This window comes from Vibrio sp. SCSIO 43155 (assembly GCF_023716605.1).
In the GTDB taxonomy this organism is placed as follows: domain Bacteria; phylum Pseudomonadota; class Gammaproteobacteria; order Enterobacterales; family Vibrionaceae; genus Vibrio; species Vibrio harveyi.
Genome location: NZ_CP071853.1, coordinates 598,399 through 616,107, shown reverse-complemented (window position 1 = coordinate 616,107; position 17,709 = coordinate 598,399). Strand labels below are relative to the sequence as shown.

General features: G+C 44.5%; 16 protein-coding genes. 13 read left to right on the top strand and 3 right to left on the bottom strand.

Annotated elements, in window-relative coordinates; genetic code table 11:
• The gene (locus tag J4N44_RS19925) at nt 1-693 is read right to left on the bottom strand and encodes a response regulator transcription factor (RefSeq protein ID WP_005453547.1); all 693 of its coding nucleotides are present in this window, start codon (nt 691-693) and stop codon (nt 1-3) included.
• Between the two features lie 370 nt (nt 694-1,063).
• On the opposite strand from J4N44_RS19925, the gene J4N44_RS19920 reads away from it, so the two are divergent.
• Together J4N44_RS19920 and J4N44_RS19915 are read left to right on the top strand one after the other, a co-directional pair.
• Nucleotides 1,064-2,593, top strand: a complete 1,530-nt coding sequence (locus J4N44_RS19920; protein ID WP_252045647.1) for a hypothetical protein — start codon at nt 1,064-1,066, stop codon at nt 2,591-2,593.
• 12 nt (nt 2,594-2,605) lie between these two features.
• Nucleotides 2,606-3,295 carry a VV20781 family protein gene (locus J4N44_RS19915; RefSeq protein WP_049536526.1) on the top strand — a complete coding sequence of 230 codons (690 nt, stop codon included), beginning with the start codon at nt 2,606-2,608 and terminating at the stop codon, nt 3,293-3,295.
• 76 nt (nt 3,296-3,371) lie between these two features.
• On the opposite strand, the gene J4N44_RS19910 is transcribed toward J4N44_RS19915, so the two are convergent.
• Nucleotides 3,372-4,373 (bottom strand): AraC family transcriptional regulator, encoded by a 1,002-nt coding sequence (locus tag J4N44_RS19910; RefSeq protein ID WP_005453543.1) that lies wholly within the window; start codon nt 4,371-4,373, stop codon nt 3,372-3,374.
• A 107-nt stretch (nt 4,374-4,480) separates the two neighbouring features.
• Between J4N44_RS19910 and J4N44_RS19905 the strand changes: the two genes are divergently transcribed.
• The 6 genes from J4N44_RS19905 to J4N44_RS19880 all read left to right on the top strand — a co-directional run bounded on the left by J4N44_RS19905 (nt 4,481) and on the right by J4N44_RS19880 (nt 12,214).
• Nucleotides 4,481-4,807: an MFS transporter gene (locus J4N44_RS19905; protein ID WP_005433326.1), complete on the top strand. Its 327-nt coding sequence runs from the start codon at nt 4,481-4,483 to the stop codon at nt 4,805-4,807.
• On the top strand, nt 4,807-6,030 hold the full coding sequence (locus J4N44_RS19900; RefSeq protein ID WP_009701696.1) for an HlyD family secretion protein: 1,224 nt from the start codon (nt 4,807-4,809) through the stop codon (nt 6,028-6,030). Before J4N44_RS19905 ends, J4N44_RS19900 begins: the two co-directional genes overlap by 1 nt.
• Before the next feature lie 101 nt (nt 6,031-6,131).
• Nucleotides 6,132-7,454 (top strand): ABC1 kinase family protein, encoded by a 1,323-nt coding sequence (locus tag J4N44_RS19895; protein WP_009696246.1) that lies wholly within the window; start codon nt 6,132-6,134, stop codon nt 7,452-7,454.
• Between the two features lie 74 nt (nt 7,455-7,528).
• Complete coding sequence (locus J4N44_RS19890) at nt 7,529-8,875, top strand: magnesium transporter (RefSeq protein WP_009696247.1); 1,347 nt, start codon at nt 7,529-7,531, stop codon at nt 8,873-8,875.
• Nucleotides 8,876-9,688: 813 nt separating this feature from the next.
• Nucleotides 9,689-10,927: a cytosine permease gene (codB, locus tag J4N44_RS19885; protein WP_038899256.1), complete on the top strand. Its 1,239-nt coding sequence runs from the start codon at nt 9,689-9,691 to the stop codon at nt 10,925-10,927.
• 9 nt (nt 10,928-10,936) lie between these two features.
• Nucleotides 10,937-12,214, top strand: coding sequence for a cytosine deaminase (locus tag J4N44_RS19880; protein ID WP_009696249.1), 1,278 nt, complete (start codon nt 10,937-10,939; stop codon nt 12,212-12,214).
• Nucleotides 12,215-12,264: 50 nt separating this feature from the next.
• On the opposite strand, the gene J4N44_RS19875 is transcribed toward J4N44_RS19880, so the two are convergent.
• Entirely contained in the window at nt 12,265-12,447 is a 183-nt protein-coding gene (locus tag J4N44_RS19875) for a hypothetical protein (RefSeq protein ID WP_005453531.1), read from the bottom strand.
• A gap of 542 nt (nt 12,448-12,989) precedes the next feature.
• On the opposite strand from J4N44_RS19875, the gene J4N44_RS19870 reads away from it, so the two are divergent.
• From J4N44_RS19870 to J4N44_RS19850, 5 genes are all read left to right on the top strand, one after another.
• The gene (locus tag J4N44_RS19870) at nt 12,990-13,760 is read left to right on the top strand and encodes a YMGG-like glycine zipper-containing protein (RefSeq protein ID WP_009696250.1); all 771 of its coding nucleotides are present in this window, start codon (nt 12,990-12,992) and stop codon (nt 13,758-13,760) included.
• A 106-nt stretch (nt 13,761-13,866) separates the two neighbouring features.
• The gene (locus J4N44_RS19865) at nt 13,867-14,520 is read left to right on the top strand and encodes an HD domain-containing protein (RefSeq protein ID WP_009701804.1); all 654 of its coding nucleotides are present in this window, start codon (nt 13,867-13,869) and stop codon (nt 14,518-14,520) included.
• A 1-nt stretch (nt 14,521) separates the two neighbouring features.
• Nucleotides 14,522-15,259 carry a helix-turn-helix domain-containing protein gene (locus J4N44_RS19860; RefSeq protein WP_252045646.1) on the top strand — a complete coding sequence of 246 codons (738 nt, stop codon included), beginning with the start codon at nt 14,522-14,524 and terminating at the stop codon, nt 15,257-15,259.
• A gap of 10 nt (nt 15,260-15,269) precedes the next feature.
• Nucleotides 15,270-15,629: a hypothetical protein gene (locus J4N44_RS19855; protein ID WP_252045645.1), complete on the top strand. Its 360-nt coding sequence runs from the start codon at nt 15,270-15,272 to the stop codon at nt 15,627-15,629.
• Nucleotides 15,630-15,812: 183 nt separating this feature from the next.
• Nucleotides 15,813-17,669: an MFS transporter gene (locus J4N44_RS19850; RefSeq protein ID WP_252045644.1), complete on the top strand. Its 1,857-nt coding sequence runs from the start codon at nt 15,813-15,815 to the stop codon at nt 17,667-17,669.
• The last annotated feature ends 40 nt before the right edge of the window (nt 17,670-17,709 follow it).

Below are 17,709 nucleotides of genomic sequence, written 5' to 3'. Positions count from 1 at the left end.
TTATTTGCCCGTCAGCATGTAACCGCGATTACGCACTGTTTTAATCGTTGCGGTGTGGATGTGCGCTTTGGCGAATTTTTTACGTAACGATGAAATTCGCATATCAATTGATCGATCGGTAATGCAGTACTCAATACCTCTCGCTAGGCGGCAGCATGACTCTCGGGAGACAGGTTTGTCGACATTGAGCATCAAAAGTTCCAAGATTTCGAACTCAGAATCCGTCAGGTCAATATCTTGTTCTAGATAGTACGCTTTAGAGCGACGCGTACACAGTTCAATACCGTATCGGCTCAATTCTGTCTCTTCAACCGTATCGACCTGACGACAATAGCGACGCAAGGCGGCTTCAATCCGAGCTAAGAGAATATTACCTTTGATGGGCTTGGTTAGGTAATCATCAGCACCAAACTTAAACAAGCTTACTTCACTCATTTCATCATCTGTTGCAGTCAGAACAATAATGATCCCGTGAAAAAACTCGCGCGCTTCCTGACATATCTCTGCGCCATTTTTACCCGGGAGCATCAGATCCAGCAACACCAAATCAGGCTTCAAATCTTTGATTGCATCTAGTGCATTTAGACCATTGTCGACCACTGTCACTAGGTAGCCCTCAGCCTCTAGGTACATTTTGGTTAATCGAGCAATCTCAGAGTCATCCTCTACGAGCAAGATTTTATTGCCAACCATGATCTATTCACTCCATCTATAAAACAGGAGAAGTATATCGTTCGTTTTGTAGGGTGCAACCCACACTGCCGACACTTTTTCATACACAGAACGGCTTACAAAGCCTTACAAACCATACATTTACAATCGGCAGTATCATTGTAAGAGTCAGGAAACAGAACAACCCTCTATTTTATAAATGAATATCAAAACTTTAATTCGGAAATAAAACCAATAATCACATATAAACCCGTTATTATTTTAGTTTTATCGAATTAATAACCTTACAACTAACCATTTTTAGTGGTTATGACTATATTTGCGCATATAGACAGAAATTTCCTATCCCCCTACATTCCTCGGCGAACCTTCAGTTTGTGAGTACAAAAAGATGAAATTCGCTCAATTAACACCTTTAGCAATGCTGTGTGTGGTCAGCCTATCTTCGTTCGGTAGCAATGAATTCAGTTCGGATACGTCAACACCTCAACCAAATCCAATCACAAGCACCGTATCTATCCCAGCAGCCGTCTCTTCACAGTTTCCACCGAAGTTAAAAGTCGCTTCTGATGCGGGGTTTACCCACTACTTGAAAGTTTCTGTTCCAGCAGCCCACGATGACCAATCATTTCATATCATTGCGGTCGATGATGGAGCAAATAATGAGAAAATTTTTCGTGCAGCCAAAATCATCCAGCACTTACTCACAAACCAACCGGGGTCTAAATTCGGTGCCGACAAATCTGAGATCGCTAAGACACTAGCTGAGCACGATGCCACTTTAATGCTGACGAGAGACGATGATCAAAGCAATGAGCTATTAACTAAAGTTTTTGTTGGGGAACTGATTCGCCAAAACAAATTGAGTGATGCGGTATTAGATTCTGGTTTAACACACAGTTTTGATACCGATTCTTTAGAAAAGTTTGTTGCTAGCATGACGGTATTGAGTGAGGACGATATGGATGTTCTCATCGATTCCATCACGTCCACATTAATGAGCAGCCAAGACACGCCAAATTGGCTGATAAACAGTCAATCTTTGATGTATCGAGAACTGACAGTCGAAGGTGACTGTCATTACATGAGCAACTTTTCGGATTACTGCGCCTATCTCGGAGAACACGCCGATCGAGATGCCGCTTTTGAAGAAATTTTACACTTGGTCCAAGCGCAAGGTATTGCACCTAACCCGTCGACTTCGTCATTGCAAAATGAAATCCAAACACACGCGCTAAACATCTACAACGATGCTCAAGCAGGTAAGCAAACTGTCTGGCAACCGACTCAGCGTGATTGGCAAGATTGGGAGTCTGACGACTTTGATCCTGAACGTGTAAAACAAACGGGAACATCTTTTTCTCATGAATACTTTGCTGCCGCTTTTGAAGCCTACATGGGCGTAGCGAAAGCAAATGGGCATGGCTTAGATGGCTATCAAGCACTGACTCGTTCAGCGATGCACACGCAAGATCCATCAGCCGTTGAGTGGATTAGTGAACTCTTCCACAGCCACTTACACTACACTGCACACATCGATTCTGAAGGCGTCAAAGTCTACACAGATAACACGCGACCAGGTACGGTTCCTACCTTCCGTATGTCACCAAATGAAAACGGTGTAGTTGAAGCATACACCTATAAATCTCAATGGTTAATAAACGTGAAGATCATTGGCGACCAAGCGATGGATGTCATCGGGAATGATCAAAATAATACATTTGAAGGCAACGGGCAAAACAACCGTATTTACGGCGAAGGTGGCGTTAACACTTATATCGTTTCGCACGCATTCGCAGACTGTACCCTTGTAACTGCGAAGAACGTATCAGTGACCTGCCCTAGCACTGGTACCGATGAATTATTCGATATACACAACATTCAATTTACCGATCAAATCCTAGATGTAACCAAGCGATAAATGATGAAAAACATGAAGAAACTTACTTTGCTCGCCCCTTTGTTCCTTGTCGGTTGTGGTGGTCTTGCCGTAATGGATCGATCCGATGCGGTGAAAGCACAACCAGAAATGTTGGTCAAAACAGATGGCGATTTCTGGGGATTTGGTGCTGATGGCTATTTCGACTTTGCTGGTAAGTACAAAGGAAAATACTCACGCAGCGCCTCAAAGTCGAGCTGGTTTAATCGCGTATCGTTTAAAGATGGGGCGATGGGTGCAGAAGTCACGCGCATCGACAATGGTAAAACTTGGCTATTGAGTTGCACGGGCGGCGGCATGTCAGTTAACTATATGGGCGTCGATTTCGGTGGAAACGATCCTTACACATGCCAAATCACCCAAGACGGTGTAAAAGTCGGTGAGTTTGCGATGGAGCCTAAATCGGCACTGATTGATATCAGCTTAGAAAAGAAAGAAACAGGCACCGTTCGCGTTGGCGACACTCATTTCAATGTGGAAACCGTACACACTAGCCCTGATTCCATGATGGCGGTAGACATTCCATTGGGTTACAGCTTTAAACAAGGCACACAAGAAATTGCGGCAGTGCAAACAAACGGCACAATCGCAGTACAGATGCTGCCAGAACTTAGCGAGCAACAAAAAGATGTTGTTGCTATCGGTGCGGTTGCAAGTGCACTGAGCTGGCGTCCCGAGCAGTAAACGTCTCATACCCTAAAAACCAAAGCCGCTAAAACGAGCGGCTTTTGTTTACTAACAACACTTTTTCTTACAAAGACTATTTTTCCAATCGAGCCGCATATTGCTTGGGCGTTAAACCACGATGTTTTTTGAACATACGATTAAAGCTGGCCACATTGGTGTAACCGAGGCGCGCCGCAATATCTTCAATGCTGACGTGCTTACTCAACAAACCCGCAGCAACATTGCTCAATACGTAACCCGATACCGTGGAGAAATTGAGACCTAGTTTATGAAGCCGGCGCTGAAACTGCTGGTCAGATAATCCTAACAACGCAGAGACACGCTCTAGCGTTGGTAATCCGTAATGACTGCTGTAGTGCACCACTTCATATATCACTTTCAGCTCATCTTCTGGATCTGGCATATTGAGTAAATCATCCAAATCGGAAAAACTCATTGCTAAACGGTTGTCTTCGCGATGAATTACCTGCCGAGAAGCGAGACGGTCATCGCCGTTAATCCATATTTCGGTCTTGGGTTGGCTCCATTCTACTTCACAGCCAAAGTACTCTTTATAGAGCTCACCGTTTTTCCTAGAGCCAGAAATCATCACGCGCAATGGTTTGTAATCTTGTCCCAGAAATTCACGTAAAATCTTAATCATGAAAATCGCACAGCGAATGCTGTCATGTACTTTCACTGAGGTTTCAACGAAGGGGTTATGGTAAGTCCACTTGATGATCTTCCCTGACTGCTCGCCAGCAAAAAAAGCCCCCGATTGCAGGTTACTCACTCCGTAATTCACACGTCGAATCGTACTGGCTAAATCGTTACCAGAAAATAACCATCGACCGACAGGACCGAGTTTCTGCAATTCGATGCCACGACTCAAATTAAGCACCACATCAGGATCATTACTGAGTTGCTCAACACGTCGATACCATTCCGCGACCGCCTTTAAAGGCACCAATGTCATTGGATTATGAAACACCGACGACGGGATCCCAAGCTCTTCAGAGCTCAAATTATACTTAGATAACGCGAGGTTATGCATATTTAAAATACCCATCGCGCGAATAAATCGAACCGTTTTCATAACCAATCACATCAAATTTAATCTTCTAGTGATTGAATTTGTCACAAACCCTCACCTATTTCAATTCCAGATCACAATACGCCAACAGTTTGATAGAGGAGTGTTTAATGAGTTTACTGAGTGTCCCATTTGTCGGAACAGGCGCAGATACAGCGTTACATGTTGTCGCTGCCGTCGTTTTAATCGCGAGTGTCGCTGGCGCATGTTACGGCTTTTGGAAAATCCATGAGTTGCCAATCAATAAGGCACACAGCAAAGACCATCACCAGATAGGGCTTATCACCGCCCTCACCTGGATAGGATTTGTCTGGCACTGGGTATGGGTGTTAGCCGTAATCTTTGCATTCGTTGATATGGAAAAAGCCATCATCAATCTGCGTGATACATGGAAAAGTAAACCGCAAACAGAAACACAGCCACAAGAGGAGGCATAATGTTAGAAGGTTTAGCGGTATGGGCACTCTTCATCTACCTGCTCCGTTTAGTCGGTATGCCTTGGAACAAAGCAACCAAATCGTTCGCTTATCTTGGCGGTTTAGGTTGGTTAATGTTCGTATGGGTAGGTCTCATTAACTTCACGCCTATGGACTTATCTGGCGGCTCTGTTGTGCAATCACCGCACATCCAATTGCGTCCAGATTCGACCAACGTGAAAGGCAAAGTTGACCATATTTACATCAAACCAAATCAACAGATTGAGAAAGGTCAGCTCATTTACGAACTCGATCCAACGCAGTATGAGATCGCATTGAACCAAGCAAACGTGTCAGCTGATTCGGCTCGAGTAGCACTGGCAACAGCACAAGGTGATATCGAGATTGAAGAAGCAAACCATCAAGCTCTGGTACAAGATCTAGAAACCTCCAAGAGCCAATTAGAAGCGGCGAAAGTTGACTACAAATTGCAGAAAAAGATGCTCGATCGTTACGTTGAACAAAACCGTGTGGTCCAAAACACCATCACGGAAAGCGACATCGACAAACAATCGAGTGCCGTTGATATGGCACGCCACAACGTGTTAACTCTTGAATCTCAAATTAAGAAGAAACAAGTTGATATCTCACGAGCAAAACTGGCAATTCATAAAGCAGAATTAGCAGTTGAAACCAAACAGGCTGAATTGCGCCAAGCTGAGGAGCAAATTGCAAAAGCGCAATGGGATTTGAGCAGTACGAAAGTTCACGCACCAGCAGATGGCTTTGTGACCAACTTTATCTTGCGTGAAGGTCAACGTGTTTCGATGATGCCGCGTATCAATATGTACACCAACGAGAAGTACGTTCTGATGCGCGTCAATCACCAAGCGATTCGTAACATCAAACCAGGTCAACCTGCGGAATTCTCTTCTTCGGTTTATCCTGGCAAGATCTTCTCTGCAACCGTAGAGGGCATTGTTGAAGCGACTGGTGAGTCACAAGGCAACCTACTTGGTTTGGATGATTCCGTTCGCGCTACAACTGGCAAGAACTTACAGAATAAGCATCACTTTGTCCGCCTTAAGATTGACGAGCCAGAAGGCTACGATATCCCTGTCGGTTCGGTTGGCTTAGCATGGGTCAGCGGCGAGAAGCCGATCGGTTTCCTAGCGTTCTTGGATGTGATTCGTGGCATCATCATCCGAATGAAGTCTCAACTGTACTTCTTCTACTCTATCTAAACTCATAAACCGCCAGTTCTGCTGGCGGTTTTCTTTTCATTTGTATCCAAGCACGTACTTTTCCCGTATAACAAATAGTTAGTCATAAGCGGAGAAGATTCATGTCGGCAAAGGAAAGAAGCCTACCTACCCATCGTATCTCAAGATTCAGCAAGTTTGCTTCCCTTGCAACCCGTGTCGCAGGCAACGTAATTGCAGAAGGCACTAAACAAATCGCCAAAGGTAATAAACCTAAAGCGAAAGACCTGTTGCTGACGCCACAAAACATCGCGCGTTTAACAGACCAACTTGCTCACTTGCGTGGCGCTGCAATGAAGCTTGGTCAAATGCTCTCAATGGATGCTGGTGATGTTTTAGAACCTGAACTCGCCGATATTCTCTCTCGCCTTCGCTCCAATGCAGACCCGATGCCAGCCAAACAGCTAAATGGAGTAATGGAAAGTTCATTAGGGACGAATTGGAAAGCCGAGTTCCTGTCCTTTAACTTCAAGCCAATTGCCAGTGCCTCAATCGGACAAGTACACCAAGCCTACAGTGACGGAGGTGATAACCTAGCAGTCAAAGTGCAATATCCTGGCATAAGAAAGAGCATCGACAGCGACGTAGACAACGTGGGTACTTTGCTCAAAGTCGTTGGGTTAATTCCCGAGTCTGTTGATTACAAAGGGTTGCTGGAAGAAGCCAAAAAGCAACTGCATGATGAAGCCGATTACGCACGAGAAGCGCAATTTGCCATTCGTTATCATGACGCTTTGAAGGATCACCCTCATTTTGTCGTGCCAAAGATTCACACTGAAAGTTGTTCAGAATCCGTTCTCGCTATGGAATTCATTGATGGCAGCCCGATTGAGCAAATTGAACACTATGACCAAAATACGCGTGACTTCGTTATGCACAGCCTGCTCGAATTGCTATTCCGAGAGCTGTTCGAATTCAAGATGGTGCAAACCGATCCCAACTTTGCCAACTATTTATACATAGAGAACACCCGTCAAATCGGCTTGTTAGATTTCGGTGCGACTCGCGAGTACAGCGAACGATTCAGCACTGGTTATCGCCAAGCTTTTGCATCGGTTGTTAACGACGACGAACAAGGCTTGAACGATGCACTGGAACAGATTGGTTTCTTCAGCACAACCATCATGCCTACGCAGCGCCAAGCGATTCTTGATTTGGTAAAAATGGCATGTGAGCCAATGTTAGTGGATGAGCCTTATGACTTCAAAGCCAGTGGTTTAGCCCAGAAACTTAGAGAAGCTGGCACCATTCTAAGCATGGAGCAAGACTACTGGCACACGCCACCAGCAGATGCCCTATTCCTACATAGAAAGATCGGCGGAATGTACTTGCTGGCAGCCCGTATTGGCGCAAAAGTGAACATTCGCCAATTGGTCTCACCTTACCTACAGATAAGTAACCAATAGGCTATTGTTTTTCTGCTATTTTCGAGTACCTTGATCAGCTGCCTATAAGAATAATCTGACTGTCGGGGTGCTCGGTGAGTAAGTTTCAAGACCTCTCCACTCTAATCGAACAAATTGTCCAAGCAGACGAAGCGGATCAAGTCACCGCTTTGAATGATTCTATCGAATGCGGTCTCGAGCCCGGTGCTGTTGCGCTGATCCTCGAAGCCTTTCCTATCGATGATCGTGTGCGCTTGTGGCGTGCATTACCACTAGAGCTACATATTGATGTACTAACGGAAATGCGTGCTGAAGTGCGCCTTTCTATCATCGAAGCATTATCGGAAATAGAGCTAAAGCTCACGCTAGCCAAGCTAGATAACTTATCTTTAATCGAATGGGCAGACTCTCTGCCAGAAGAGTTCATCAATGAAGCACTAGAGCTTATCGAGAAAGATGAACTTGAGCTTTATGATCAAGCGAACGAATACGAAGACGAACAACTCGGTCGTTGGGCAGAGCGTAAGATAATCACCCTCCCTTTTAATATCACCGTTGGTAAAGCAAGACGCTTGATGGAGCGCTATAGCTACGATACACCACAGCAAGTGTATCTCATCAACCGTAAGAAACAGTTTCGTGGTGCGGTAAACTACTATGAAATCTTGCGTAGTGAAGCTGACGTCCGCCTTAAAACTTTAGCGATTGAGACCGTCACCGTACTCGATAGTAAAATGGAACTTCCGGAAGCAGTGGAAGCACTTGAGCACAGTGCGCTTCCGGCACTTCCGGTTACCGATGCGGATCAAACCCTGATCGGAGAAGTGGATTGGCAATTTGCATTGAGTACTCAACGTGAAATCTACGAAGCACGTTTGATGGCGGGTACCGGTATGGACGAAGGCGATGACTTATTCGCCCCTGTTTTAAAGAGTTCGCAAAAGCGTGGAGTTTGGTTGGGTATAAATTTACTCACTGCAATTCTAGCCTCCGTCACCATTGGTCTATTTGAAGACGTGATTGCGCAGGTGGTCGCCCTTGCTGTGCTGATGCCAATAGTAGCCTCAATGGGTGGTATCGCTGGTAGCCAAACACTGACCCTGATGGTTCGTGCTATGGCATTAAACCAGATCACTCCAGGTAACCGTTTTGCATTACTCAAAAACGAATTGGGAATCGGCTCTCTTAATGCATTGCTGTGGGCGCTGATCATCGGTGGTTTAGCAGGGCTTTGGTTCCAATCTCCCGTATTGGGCGGCACCATTGCTCTGGCGATCATCGTCAATATTGTTACTGCAGCCTTATTTGGTGTGCTTATCCCAATAGTTTTAGACAAGCTCAAACTCGATCCAGCATTGGCGGGCTCAGTGATTCTGACCACGGTAACGGATGTCGTTGGCTTCTTTGCCTTCTTAGGTACCGCAAGCCTAGTAATGTTATAAAAAGAATTACTCTAGTTAATTAATTCATCATTAGCATTATAATTACAAATTGCAATCCGCATTTGCAATTTGCAACAAACAGCTAAATTTAGGCAACTCATATCACAGAAACCGTGTTTTTTCGGTGGTTTTAAAGTTGGCACACTAACTGCATTATTTAAAGTGACCCTTCTTAAGCCGAGGGTCACCTAGCCAACTGACGTTGTTAGTGAACTTGAATTTGTTCACAAGTATATAAGCCAATCGCACTCTTTGCGGTTGGCTATTTTTTTGTCTATTCCTTCTCCAACTTCTTCGATTTACCCTCCCGCGCTCAGCAACCAACCTTATTGAATAACTTTACAATCGATTACACACGTAAAAGTCACGACGTTATCTATTATAAATACCCACTTAACCCAAATCATCAAGTCAAACTTACAAAAGAATAAGCTTACAAATCGCCTTTCGATTAAATAAAAAACAACGGTTACCAGCAAGCTCATAAAAACGTTTGCCAACCATCACTAAAATCAATCAAATCGCAATTTTATAAACAAACCACATAAATATGACATCACAACCACGAACTACCAATGACACCGATTTCATTACACATTACAGAAAACAAAACCCACTTGTAGCTAAACTTTTTTGATTTTTCAAAAAACTATAACACCATGTTTTAAAAAGCATTAATAAACAAAAACCTTAAAGCAAACGCTTAAATGACAAAAAACTCATTGACTATGAGATTTACATCACGATAATACGCGCCGTTTGCCCAGAAATTGGGATCTATAATTCGTTTTAATTTTCTTTGCGGAGGTAAAAATGGCTGCAGACAATAACTACAGTCTTGGACCGGTTCCTAACACTGCCAGAAAGGGTGTTGCATCATTAACCATGGTAATGTTGGGACTCACTTTCTTCTCCGCAAGTATGTGGACAGGCGGTTCGCTCGGTACCGGACTTTCTTTTGATGATTTCTTCCTCGCTGTTCTTATTGGTAACCTAATCCTCGGCATCTACACTTCTTTCCTCGGTTACATCGGCGCTTCTACTGGTCTCTCTACTCACCTCCTTGCTCGTTTCTCATTTGGCTCTAAAGGCTCTTGGCTCCCTTCCGCTCTTCTTGGTGGCACACAAGTTGGTTGGTTTGGTGTTGGCGTGGCTATGTTTGCAATTCCAGTAAACAAAGCAACAGGCATTGACACAAACACACTCATTATCATTTCTGGTCTACTCATGACCGCAACGGTTTACTTCGGTATCTCTGCACTAATGGTACTTTCAGCGATTGCAGTACCAGCGATTGCTCTGCTTGGTGGTTACTCAGTAGTCGAAGCGGTAAACAGCGTTGGTGGTGTAGCTGAGCTACAAAAAGTACAACCAGCGCAACCTATCGACTTTTCTGTAGCGCTAGCAATGGTCGTTGGCTCATTTGTCAGTGCAGGGACACTAACTGCAGACTTCGTACGTTTCGGCAAAAAGCCAAAAGGTGCCGTGATGGTCACAATGGTGGCATTCTTCATCGGTAACTCATTGATGTTCATCTTCGGTGCCGCAGGTGCCGCAGTAACCGGTCAATCAGACATTTCAGAAGTGATGATTGCGCAAGGTCTTCTTATCCCAGCTATCATCGTGCTTGGCTTAAACATCTGGACAACCAATGACAATGCGCTTTACGCATCAGGTCTAGGATTCTCCAACATCACAGGCTTGCCAAGTAAATACATCTCTATGGCAAACGGTTTAATAGGTACATTGTGCGCACTATGGCTGTACAATAACTTTGTAGGCTGGTTAACCTTCCTATCGCTTGCAATTCCACCAATTGGTGGCGTCATTATTGCGGACTTCTTCATGAACCGTAAACGTTACACAAATTTCGCAGCAGCGGAGTTCCAAACGGTCAACTGGGCTGGCATTATCGCGGTAGCGATTGGCGTTGCAGCAGGTCACTTCCTTCCGGGCGTAGTACCTGTGAACGCGGTACTAGGCGGCACAATCAGCTACCTGATTCTAAATCCTATTCTTAATAAAAAGACACTGGCACAGCAGCCAGCGTAAGGAACCATCATGACAACACTATTGATCAAGAACGCAACGCTTAAGGGACAGGAAGGTCTCCAGCAAATTTTGATTGAGGATGGTCAATTCAAGCGTATTGAAGACAATAATGTAGAACTAGATTACACAGGTGACACTCTTGATGCGGAGGGCGGCATGGCTGTCGCGCCATTCTGTGAGCCGCACATTCACCTAGATACCACGCAAACCGCTGGTGAGCCGAGCTGGAACATCTCTGGCACACTTTTCGAAGGTATCGAGCGTTGGGCTGAGCGCAAAGAAATGCTGTCGATTGAAGACGTAAAATCACGCGCGAAACAAACACTTAAGTGGCAAATTGCAAACGGTGTACAGCACGTTCGTACTCACGTTGACGTTTCTGACCCTACTCTAATTGCTCTAAAAGCAATGGTAGAAGTACGCGAAGAAATGAAAGAGTGGGTAGACATCCAAATCGTTGCGTTTCCACAAGAAGGCATTCTGTCTTATCCGAACGGCAAAGAATTGCTAGAAGAGGCAGTTCAGTTGGGTGCTGACGTTATTGGTGCTATTCCTCACTTTGAATTCACTCGTGAGTACGGCATCGAGTCTCTGCACTACGTTTTCGAACTGGCACAGAAATACGACCGTTTGATCGACGTACACTGTGATGAGATCGATGACGAACAATCACGCTTTGTTGAAACTCTTGCAGCGCTAGCGCACAAGTTCAACATGGGTCACAAGGTAACCGCAAGCCATACAACGGCGATGGGCTCTTACAACGGTGCTTACGCATCTCGCCTGTTCCGTCTGCTACGCATGTCTGGCATCAACTTTGTTGCAAACCCATTGGTGAACATCCACCTTCAAGGTCGCTTCGATGATTACCCGAAACGCCGTGGTGTGACTCGTGTAAAAGAAATGCTGAACGCCAACATCAACGTATGTTTTGGTCACGATGACGTCTTTGATCCTTGGTACCCACTAGGCACTGCAAACATGCTGCAAGTTCTGCACATGGGTCTGCACGTATGTCAGGTAATGGGTTACGACCAAATCAACAACTCACTTGATCTGATCAGCACCAATTCAGCACGCACACTGAACATTCAAGACAAACACGGCATTGAAGCAGGTAAGCCAGGTAGCTTGCTTATCCTTCCTGCAGAAAATGGTTTTGATGCAGTGCGCCGCCAAGTACCTGTTCGCTACTCTGTTCGCCACGGTAAAGTCATTGCTGAAACTCAACCGGCAACAACGCACATTCACCTTGGTCAACAAGAGCAAGTAACGTACAAGCGTTAATCTCTAATCTGCACATACAAAAAAGGGTCTGATTTGCATCAGACCCTTTTTTATTTCTTTACGCGTTGCGTTAGCTGTCTACGGCAACTAATGACATTTCTTAGCAACGAGGGTGTATTCCCTAAATAAACAACCTTGCCATCTTGATCAATGATTGCAGGAACAACCTTTAAGCCTTTCATGTCTGCGCCGTATTCCACCAACTTACGCTCTAGCTCATATAAATCCTGCATAGCTTAGGCTCAATTTATAATTCTCAATTTCGCGTGAATGCTATCCCTCTGAAGGAGGATTAATATTGATCCAGATCACAAAATGGCGATCCAGTTTATGCTTGGCTCAAACATGAGACAGCACAAGCGATCTTGCGCTATTTCCACCATTTTAGATTGTTATCTGTTGTGATATTACTTCAAATTATATTTCAGAATATAGATAGTTTACGTAATAAATATTTGCACTCGTGTTGAACAAGCACTAAAGTTAGCAAGTTAGTTGAGCTTTATATTAAAAAGCCAAAAATCGCCCAAAGTAGATTTACCACTAACAACGTCAAAATTAGTGCTTATAAAATAAAAGAATAAAACCATATAGGGTCAACAGCGATGTTGACCCTTTTCTTTATCTCTTTTTTATCGAGCTATTCAGTTAAGATTTGAGCTTTTTAATAAAAAACGTTTGCATGTGATAACTGACGGTTATCAGCGAGATAAGTGGATTCACAATCAAACAGCGTTCAATAATAGCTCCGAACCAAACATCTCGGAGTGAACACATGAACATTTTCAACAAAACAACATTGGTCGCGGCGCTATCTCTTCCCCTACTTGCAGGATGCGTGACTCCGGGAGAAGACGATCCAAATGCATTAACAAAACAAGGAGCCGCTGGCGGTGCACTTCTCGGTCTTACTATGGGCGCATTAACTGGCGACGCAGAGCTTGCAATGAAAGGCGCTGTCGCAGGTGGTGTTGCTGGCGGAGTAGCAGGAGCTGGCGCAGATATTCACAACAATCGAGAAAACATTCGCCATGATAGCCGTAACGAAGCGATTGGTGGCATCAATGGCGGTCAGAATACAGCAACCACCAACGCACCTCAGCAATGGCAAGAAATCGATAACTTTGTTGGGGATTGGAACGTAAACATCCAAAACCACAATCGCGATTTTAAAGGCTTAGACGGCTTACAAGCGCACGGTTCTCTGGCGAAAACAACAGAAGCAAATATTAAGGTGACCAACTCGCAAGGTGTTGACCTTAATGCCGCATTCACGTTCGACCAACAAGCTGGCTATCAATTGACATTAACTAACCAAGCAAAAGATGTATCGGTCGCATTTGCAGGCGAGCAACAAGCGCAAAGCAATCGCTACAACTTTTATCCGATGAACATTAACGACGTTATCTATCAAGGAATTCCAACCGGTGATGTACGTGTGGAACTAGGTTTCGCAGGTCCAAACGTTTGGACCATCGATAGCTATGCATACATCGACGGAGCAGAGCAAAAAGTGCAGACGTTCCGCTTCACTCGTACACAATAAAACGACAACGTATTCATCGTAACATCGCAATAACAACGTCTCATTTGGCAATTTAATAAAGGCTTAGGCATACTCTGTCTAAGCCTTTATTTTTTAGAAGAAATCCATGCCTCAACTCAATACATCAGAGCTCAACCGATTTGAGTCTCAGTTCCTTCAATTTATGCAACAAGAGATGCAAACCGATGCGGCTCACGACCTCAGCCATGTCCGCCGCGTAGTCAAGACAGCTCGCCAGCTTGCACTTCAAGAAGGCGCTGAGTTAGCAGTTGTGTTACCCGCAGCCTATTTGCATGATTGTTTCACCTATCCCAAAGATCACCCAAACCGTAAACAAAGCTCCGCTATTGCGGCAACCAAAGCCATTTCGTTTCTTGAAAGTATCGATTACCCTGCTCAATACCATGACGCCATTGCCCACGCGATCGAATCGCACAGTTTTAGCGCCAATATTACGCCGAATACTTTGGAAGCTCAGGTCGTCCAAGACGCAGACCGCTTAGATGCGCTTGGCGCTATTGGCGTTACACGCTGTATTCAAGTCAGCACGCTATTTGATGCCACCTTGTATAACGAACAGGATATGTTTGCAGAGCATCGAGAACTGGAAGATAAACGATTCACCATCGATCACTTCCAAACCAAACTGTTTAAAATTGTAGATACGATGAACACCAAAGCGGCGTATGAAGAAGCTGTGAAGCGTAAAGCGTTTATGCAATCTTACTTAGAACAGTTGCGCCAAGAAGTAGAAGGTTAATATGTCGGAAAGTCACAACCTAATTAAAGAGCTTAAACGCCAGCTCAAGTTGTCCGGTATACACTATGTCGATGTAGCAAAACACTTGGGCTTAAGCGAAGGTTCCGTAAAGCGCTTATTGGCAGAAGGCAGTCAAATTAGCCTCGATCGGTTGGAGCGAATCTGTCAACTAATTGGTTTGGAAATGGCAGAATTGTTTAAGCTATCAGCGGCAAGTAACAAAGGGCTGGAATCGCTCACGTTAGAACAAGAAAAGCAGCTGGTCGACGATAAAGGCTTGTTGCTTGTTGCGGTATGTGTGGTTAATGGTTATCGCTTCGAGCAAATCATCGAGCAATACACCTTTGATGAATTGGAGCTCATACAAAAGCTCGCCCAACTCGATCGTCTCAATATCATTGACTTGCTACCAGGTAATAAGATTCGTCTACGTATCTCCCCGACTTTTCGTTGGCACACTGACGGTCCTATTCAGCGCTTCTTCCAACAACAAGTTCAAGATGCCTTCTTCCAAAGCTATTTCTCCGCCGAAGATGAAAAACTGGTGATGGCGACGGGGCTGATGAGCTTGCCAACAAACAAAAAGATGCAACAGAAGCTACAGAAGGTCATTGATGAGTTTTACCAAATCTGCCAAAGCGACGACTCATTAGACATGAACGAGAAACACGGTACTTCTCTAGTGATTGCCATGCGTCGCTGGACATTTCCGCTGTTTAAGCCTTGGGAACGTAAATAGGGACTACCTGATGCTCGATAAACTCAAAAGCCTATCTATCAAGACAAGACCTATTCTCCCTTTATTCGTGTTAATTGCATTTGGTGGTTTTGCTGTGTTCGTTGCCACGCTTCTGCAACTTTCCAATATGGTTAAAGAGTCTTATCTGATTCCGAGTGGTGTAGCGGCTTTATGGGCTCTTGCCGCTTGGGTGATGATCTCAAGCTTTCAGCATGTTCCAGAGCTTACGCCAAGCCTTGGCTTTTTCAAACGAATGAAAGCTCGCATGGTACGTCTGTTTTTTTATCTCATTACTTTGGGCTTTATAGGATTATCTGGCTTCATCCTATTTGTCACATTGAGAATGCTCAGTGTCTGGTTCCGACACTAAATTCATACTCGTAATACATAAAAGCACCAATTCGTATCAAATCACGAATTTATGCAATCAAAAGTAGCATTAAGTGTTACTTTTGGTTTCTCATAACGTAACTCTTTTCTTCACACTGGCTTCCTAAAGCCAAGCCTTTAAAGTGCTCCCATCTCAACGCTATTTCGCCTTTACGGAGCCAGCATGTTTCTCACTAAACGATTCTTCCCTTATTTCGTCACTCAGTGCCTTGGTGCACTGAACGACAATGTCTACAAAAATGTTCTTTTACTGATGGTGACGTACAGCCAAATTGACTCACTGCCAATGTCGGTTGACCTTTTTGTTAACCTTGCTGCTGGCTTGTTTATCCTTCCCTTTTTTCTGTTTTCTGCCCACGCAGGTGCGATTGCAGACAACATGGACAAAGCAAAATTGATCCGCCGCTTAAAACTTATTGAATTAGTGATCATGAGTTGCGCTGCGACTGCCATTATGACGCAGAGTGCTATCCTGATGCTCGTCCTCCTCTTCATGACTGGTACTCAATCGGCTTATTTCGGTCCAGTGAAATACGCTCTACTTCCTCAAGCGCTAAAGTTGAATGAACTAGTGAAAGGTAACGCTTGGGTTGAGATGGGGACTTTCCTTTCGATTCTGATTGGTACATTAAGCGCTGGTCTATTACTCGCAGTTCCAAACGGCATGATTATCGCCTCTTGCATTGTGATTACGCTATCTCTGCTTGGCCTGTTAAGCAGCGCTAACATCCCTTCTCTGCCAAGTAAGAAAAGTGACAAAGTAAAGTTCGAGCCTATTACTGGTTTGAAGAAAACGCTCAAACTGGCACAAAAACAACGCGGTATTTGGATGTCGATTCTAGCCATCAGTTGGTTCTGGTTTATGGGCGCAACTTACCTGACCCAATTTCCAAATTTTGCTCGCGAACACTTATTCGCAGACAGCACTGTGGTTTCTCTATTATTGGCTCTATTTTCAATTGGTATCGCTACGGGTTCATGGCTATGTGAGAAGTTGTCTTTCAATCAAGTAGAACTGGGCATTCTGCCATTTGGTATTTTGGGCTTAACAATTTTCAGTGCAGACCTTTTATGGGCGGTGCCTGTAATCGAATCTTTTCCAAGTCAGTATTACGCTATACATAACTTTGTTACTCAGTCTTCGCATATTCGAGTGATGATCGATTTGTTCTTGGTTGGTGTGAGCGGCGGTGTGTTTATTGTTCCCCTTTATGCGTTTATCCAATCACGCTCTGAGGAAGGCGAATGTGCTCAATCTATTGCAGCCAATAACATAATGAATGCACTATTTATGGTCGCTTCTGCTGCTGTTTCAATCTTGATCTTAAGTGTTTTAGAGTTCTCTATCGTTGAACTGTTTGCCATTTTGGCCGTCGGTAACTTCATCGTAGCTGTCTACGTTTACCGCCAAGTACCTGAGTTTACTCAGCGCTTTGTTAGCTACTTACTAAGCCACTGTTTGTACCGAGTATCCGTAACTGGTCGTCAGCACATCCCAGAGCAAGGTGCAGCCCTGATTGTGGCAAACCATGTGAGCTATGTAGATGCTTTGATTCTAATGGGCACATCAACCCGCCCAGTGCGATTTGTGATGGACAAATCAATCAGCGAGCTGCCTGTTCTTAAATACGTCTTCCGCCATGCTGGCGTCATCCCAATTTGCTCTCCACGCAAATGCGCAGAGACTTACAAAAAAGCTTTCGAACAGATTGAGCAGGCTCTTAGTAACGATGAAGTTGTTTGTATCTTCCCTGAAGGTCGCTTGACCTCAAATGGCGAACTAGGCGAGTTCAGACCCGGTGTTGAGAAGATTTTAAAGCGTACACCTGTACCCGTGATTCCAATGGCGTTAAAAGGCTTATGGGGATCTTTCTTCAGTCACAAAAATGGACATGCGTTAACTAAACGCCCTACTCGCTTTTGGTCTCGTATCGAAGTCAATATCGGTGAGTTATTGCAACCAGCCACACTAGATCGCCATTTGTTACAAAAAGAAGTGCAAGATTTGCTAATTCGCTGACAGTAGCCCTGTGGAGAATTTAGTAGGATAAAATCAACAT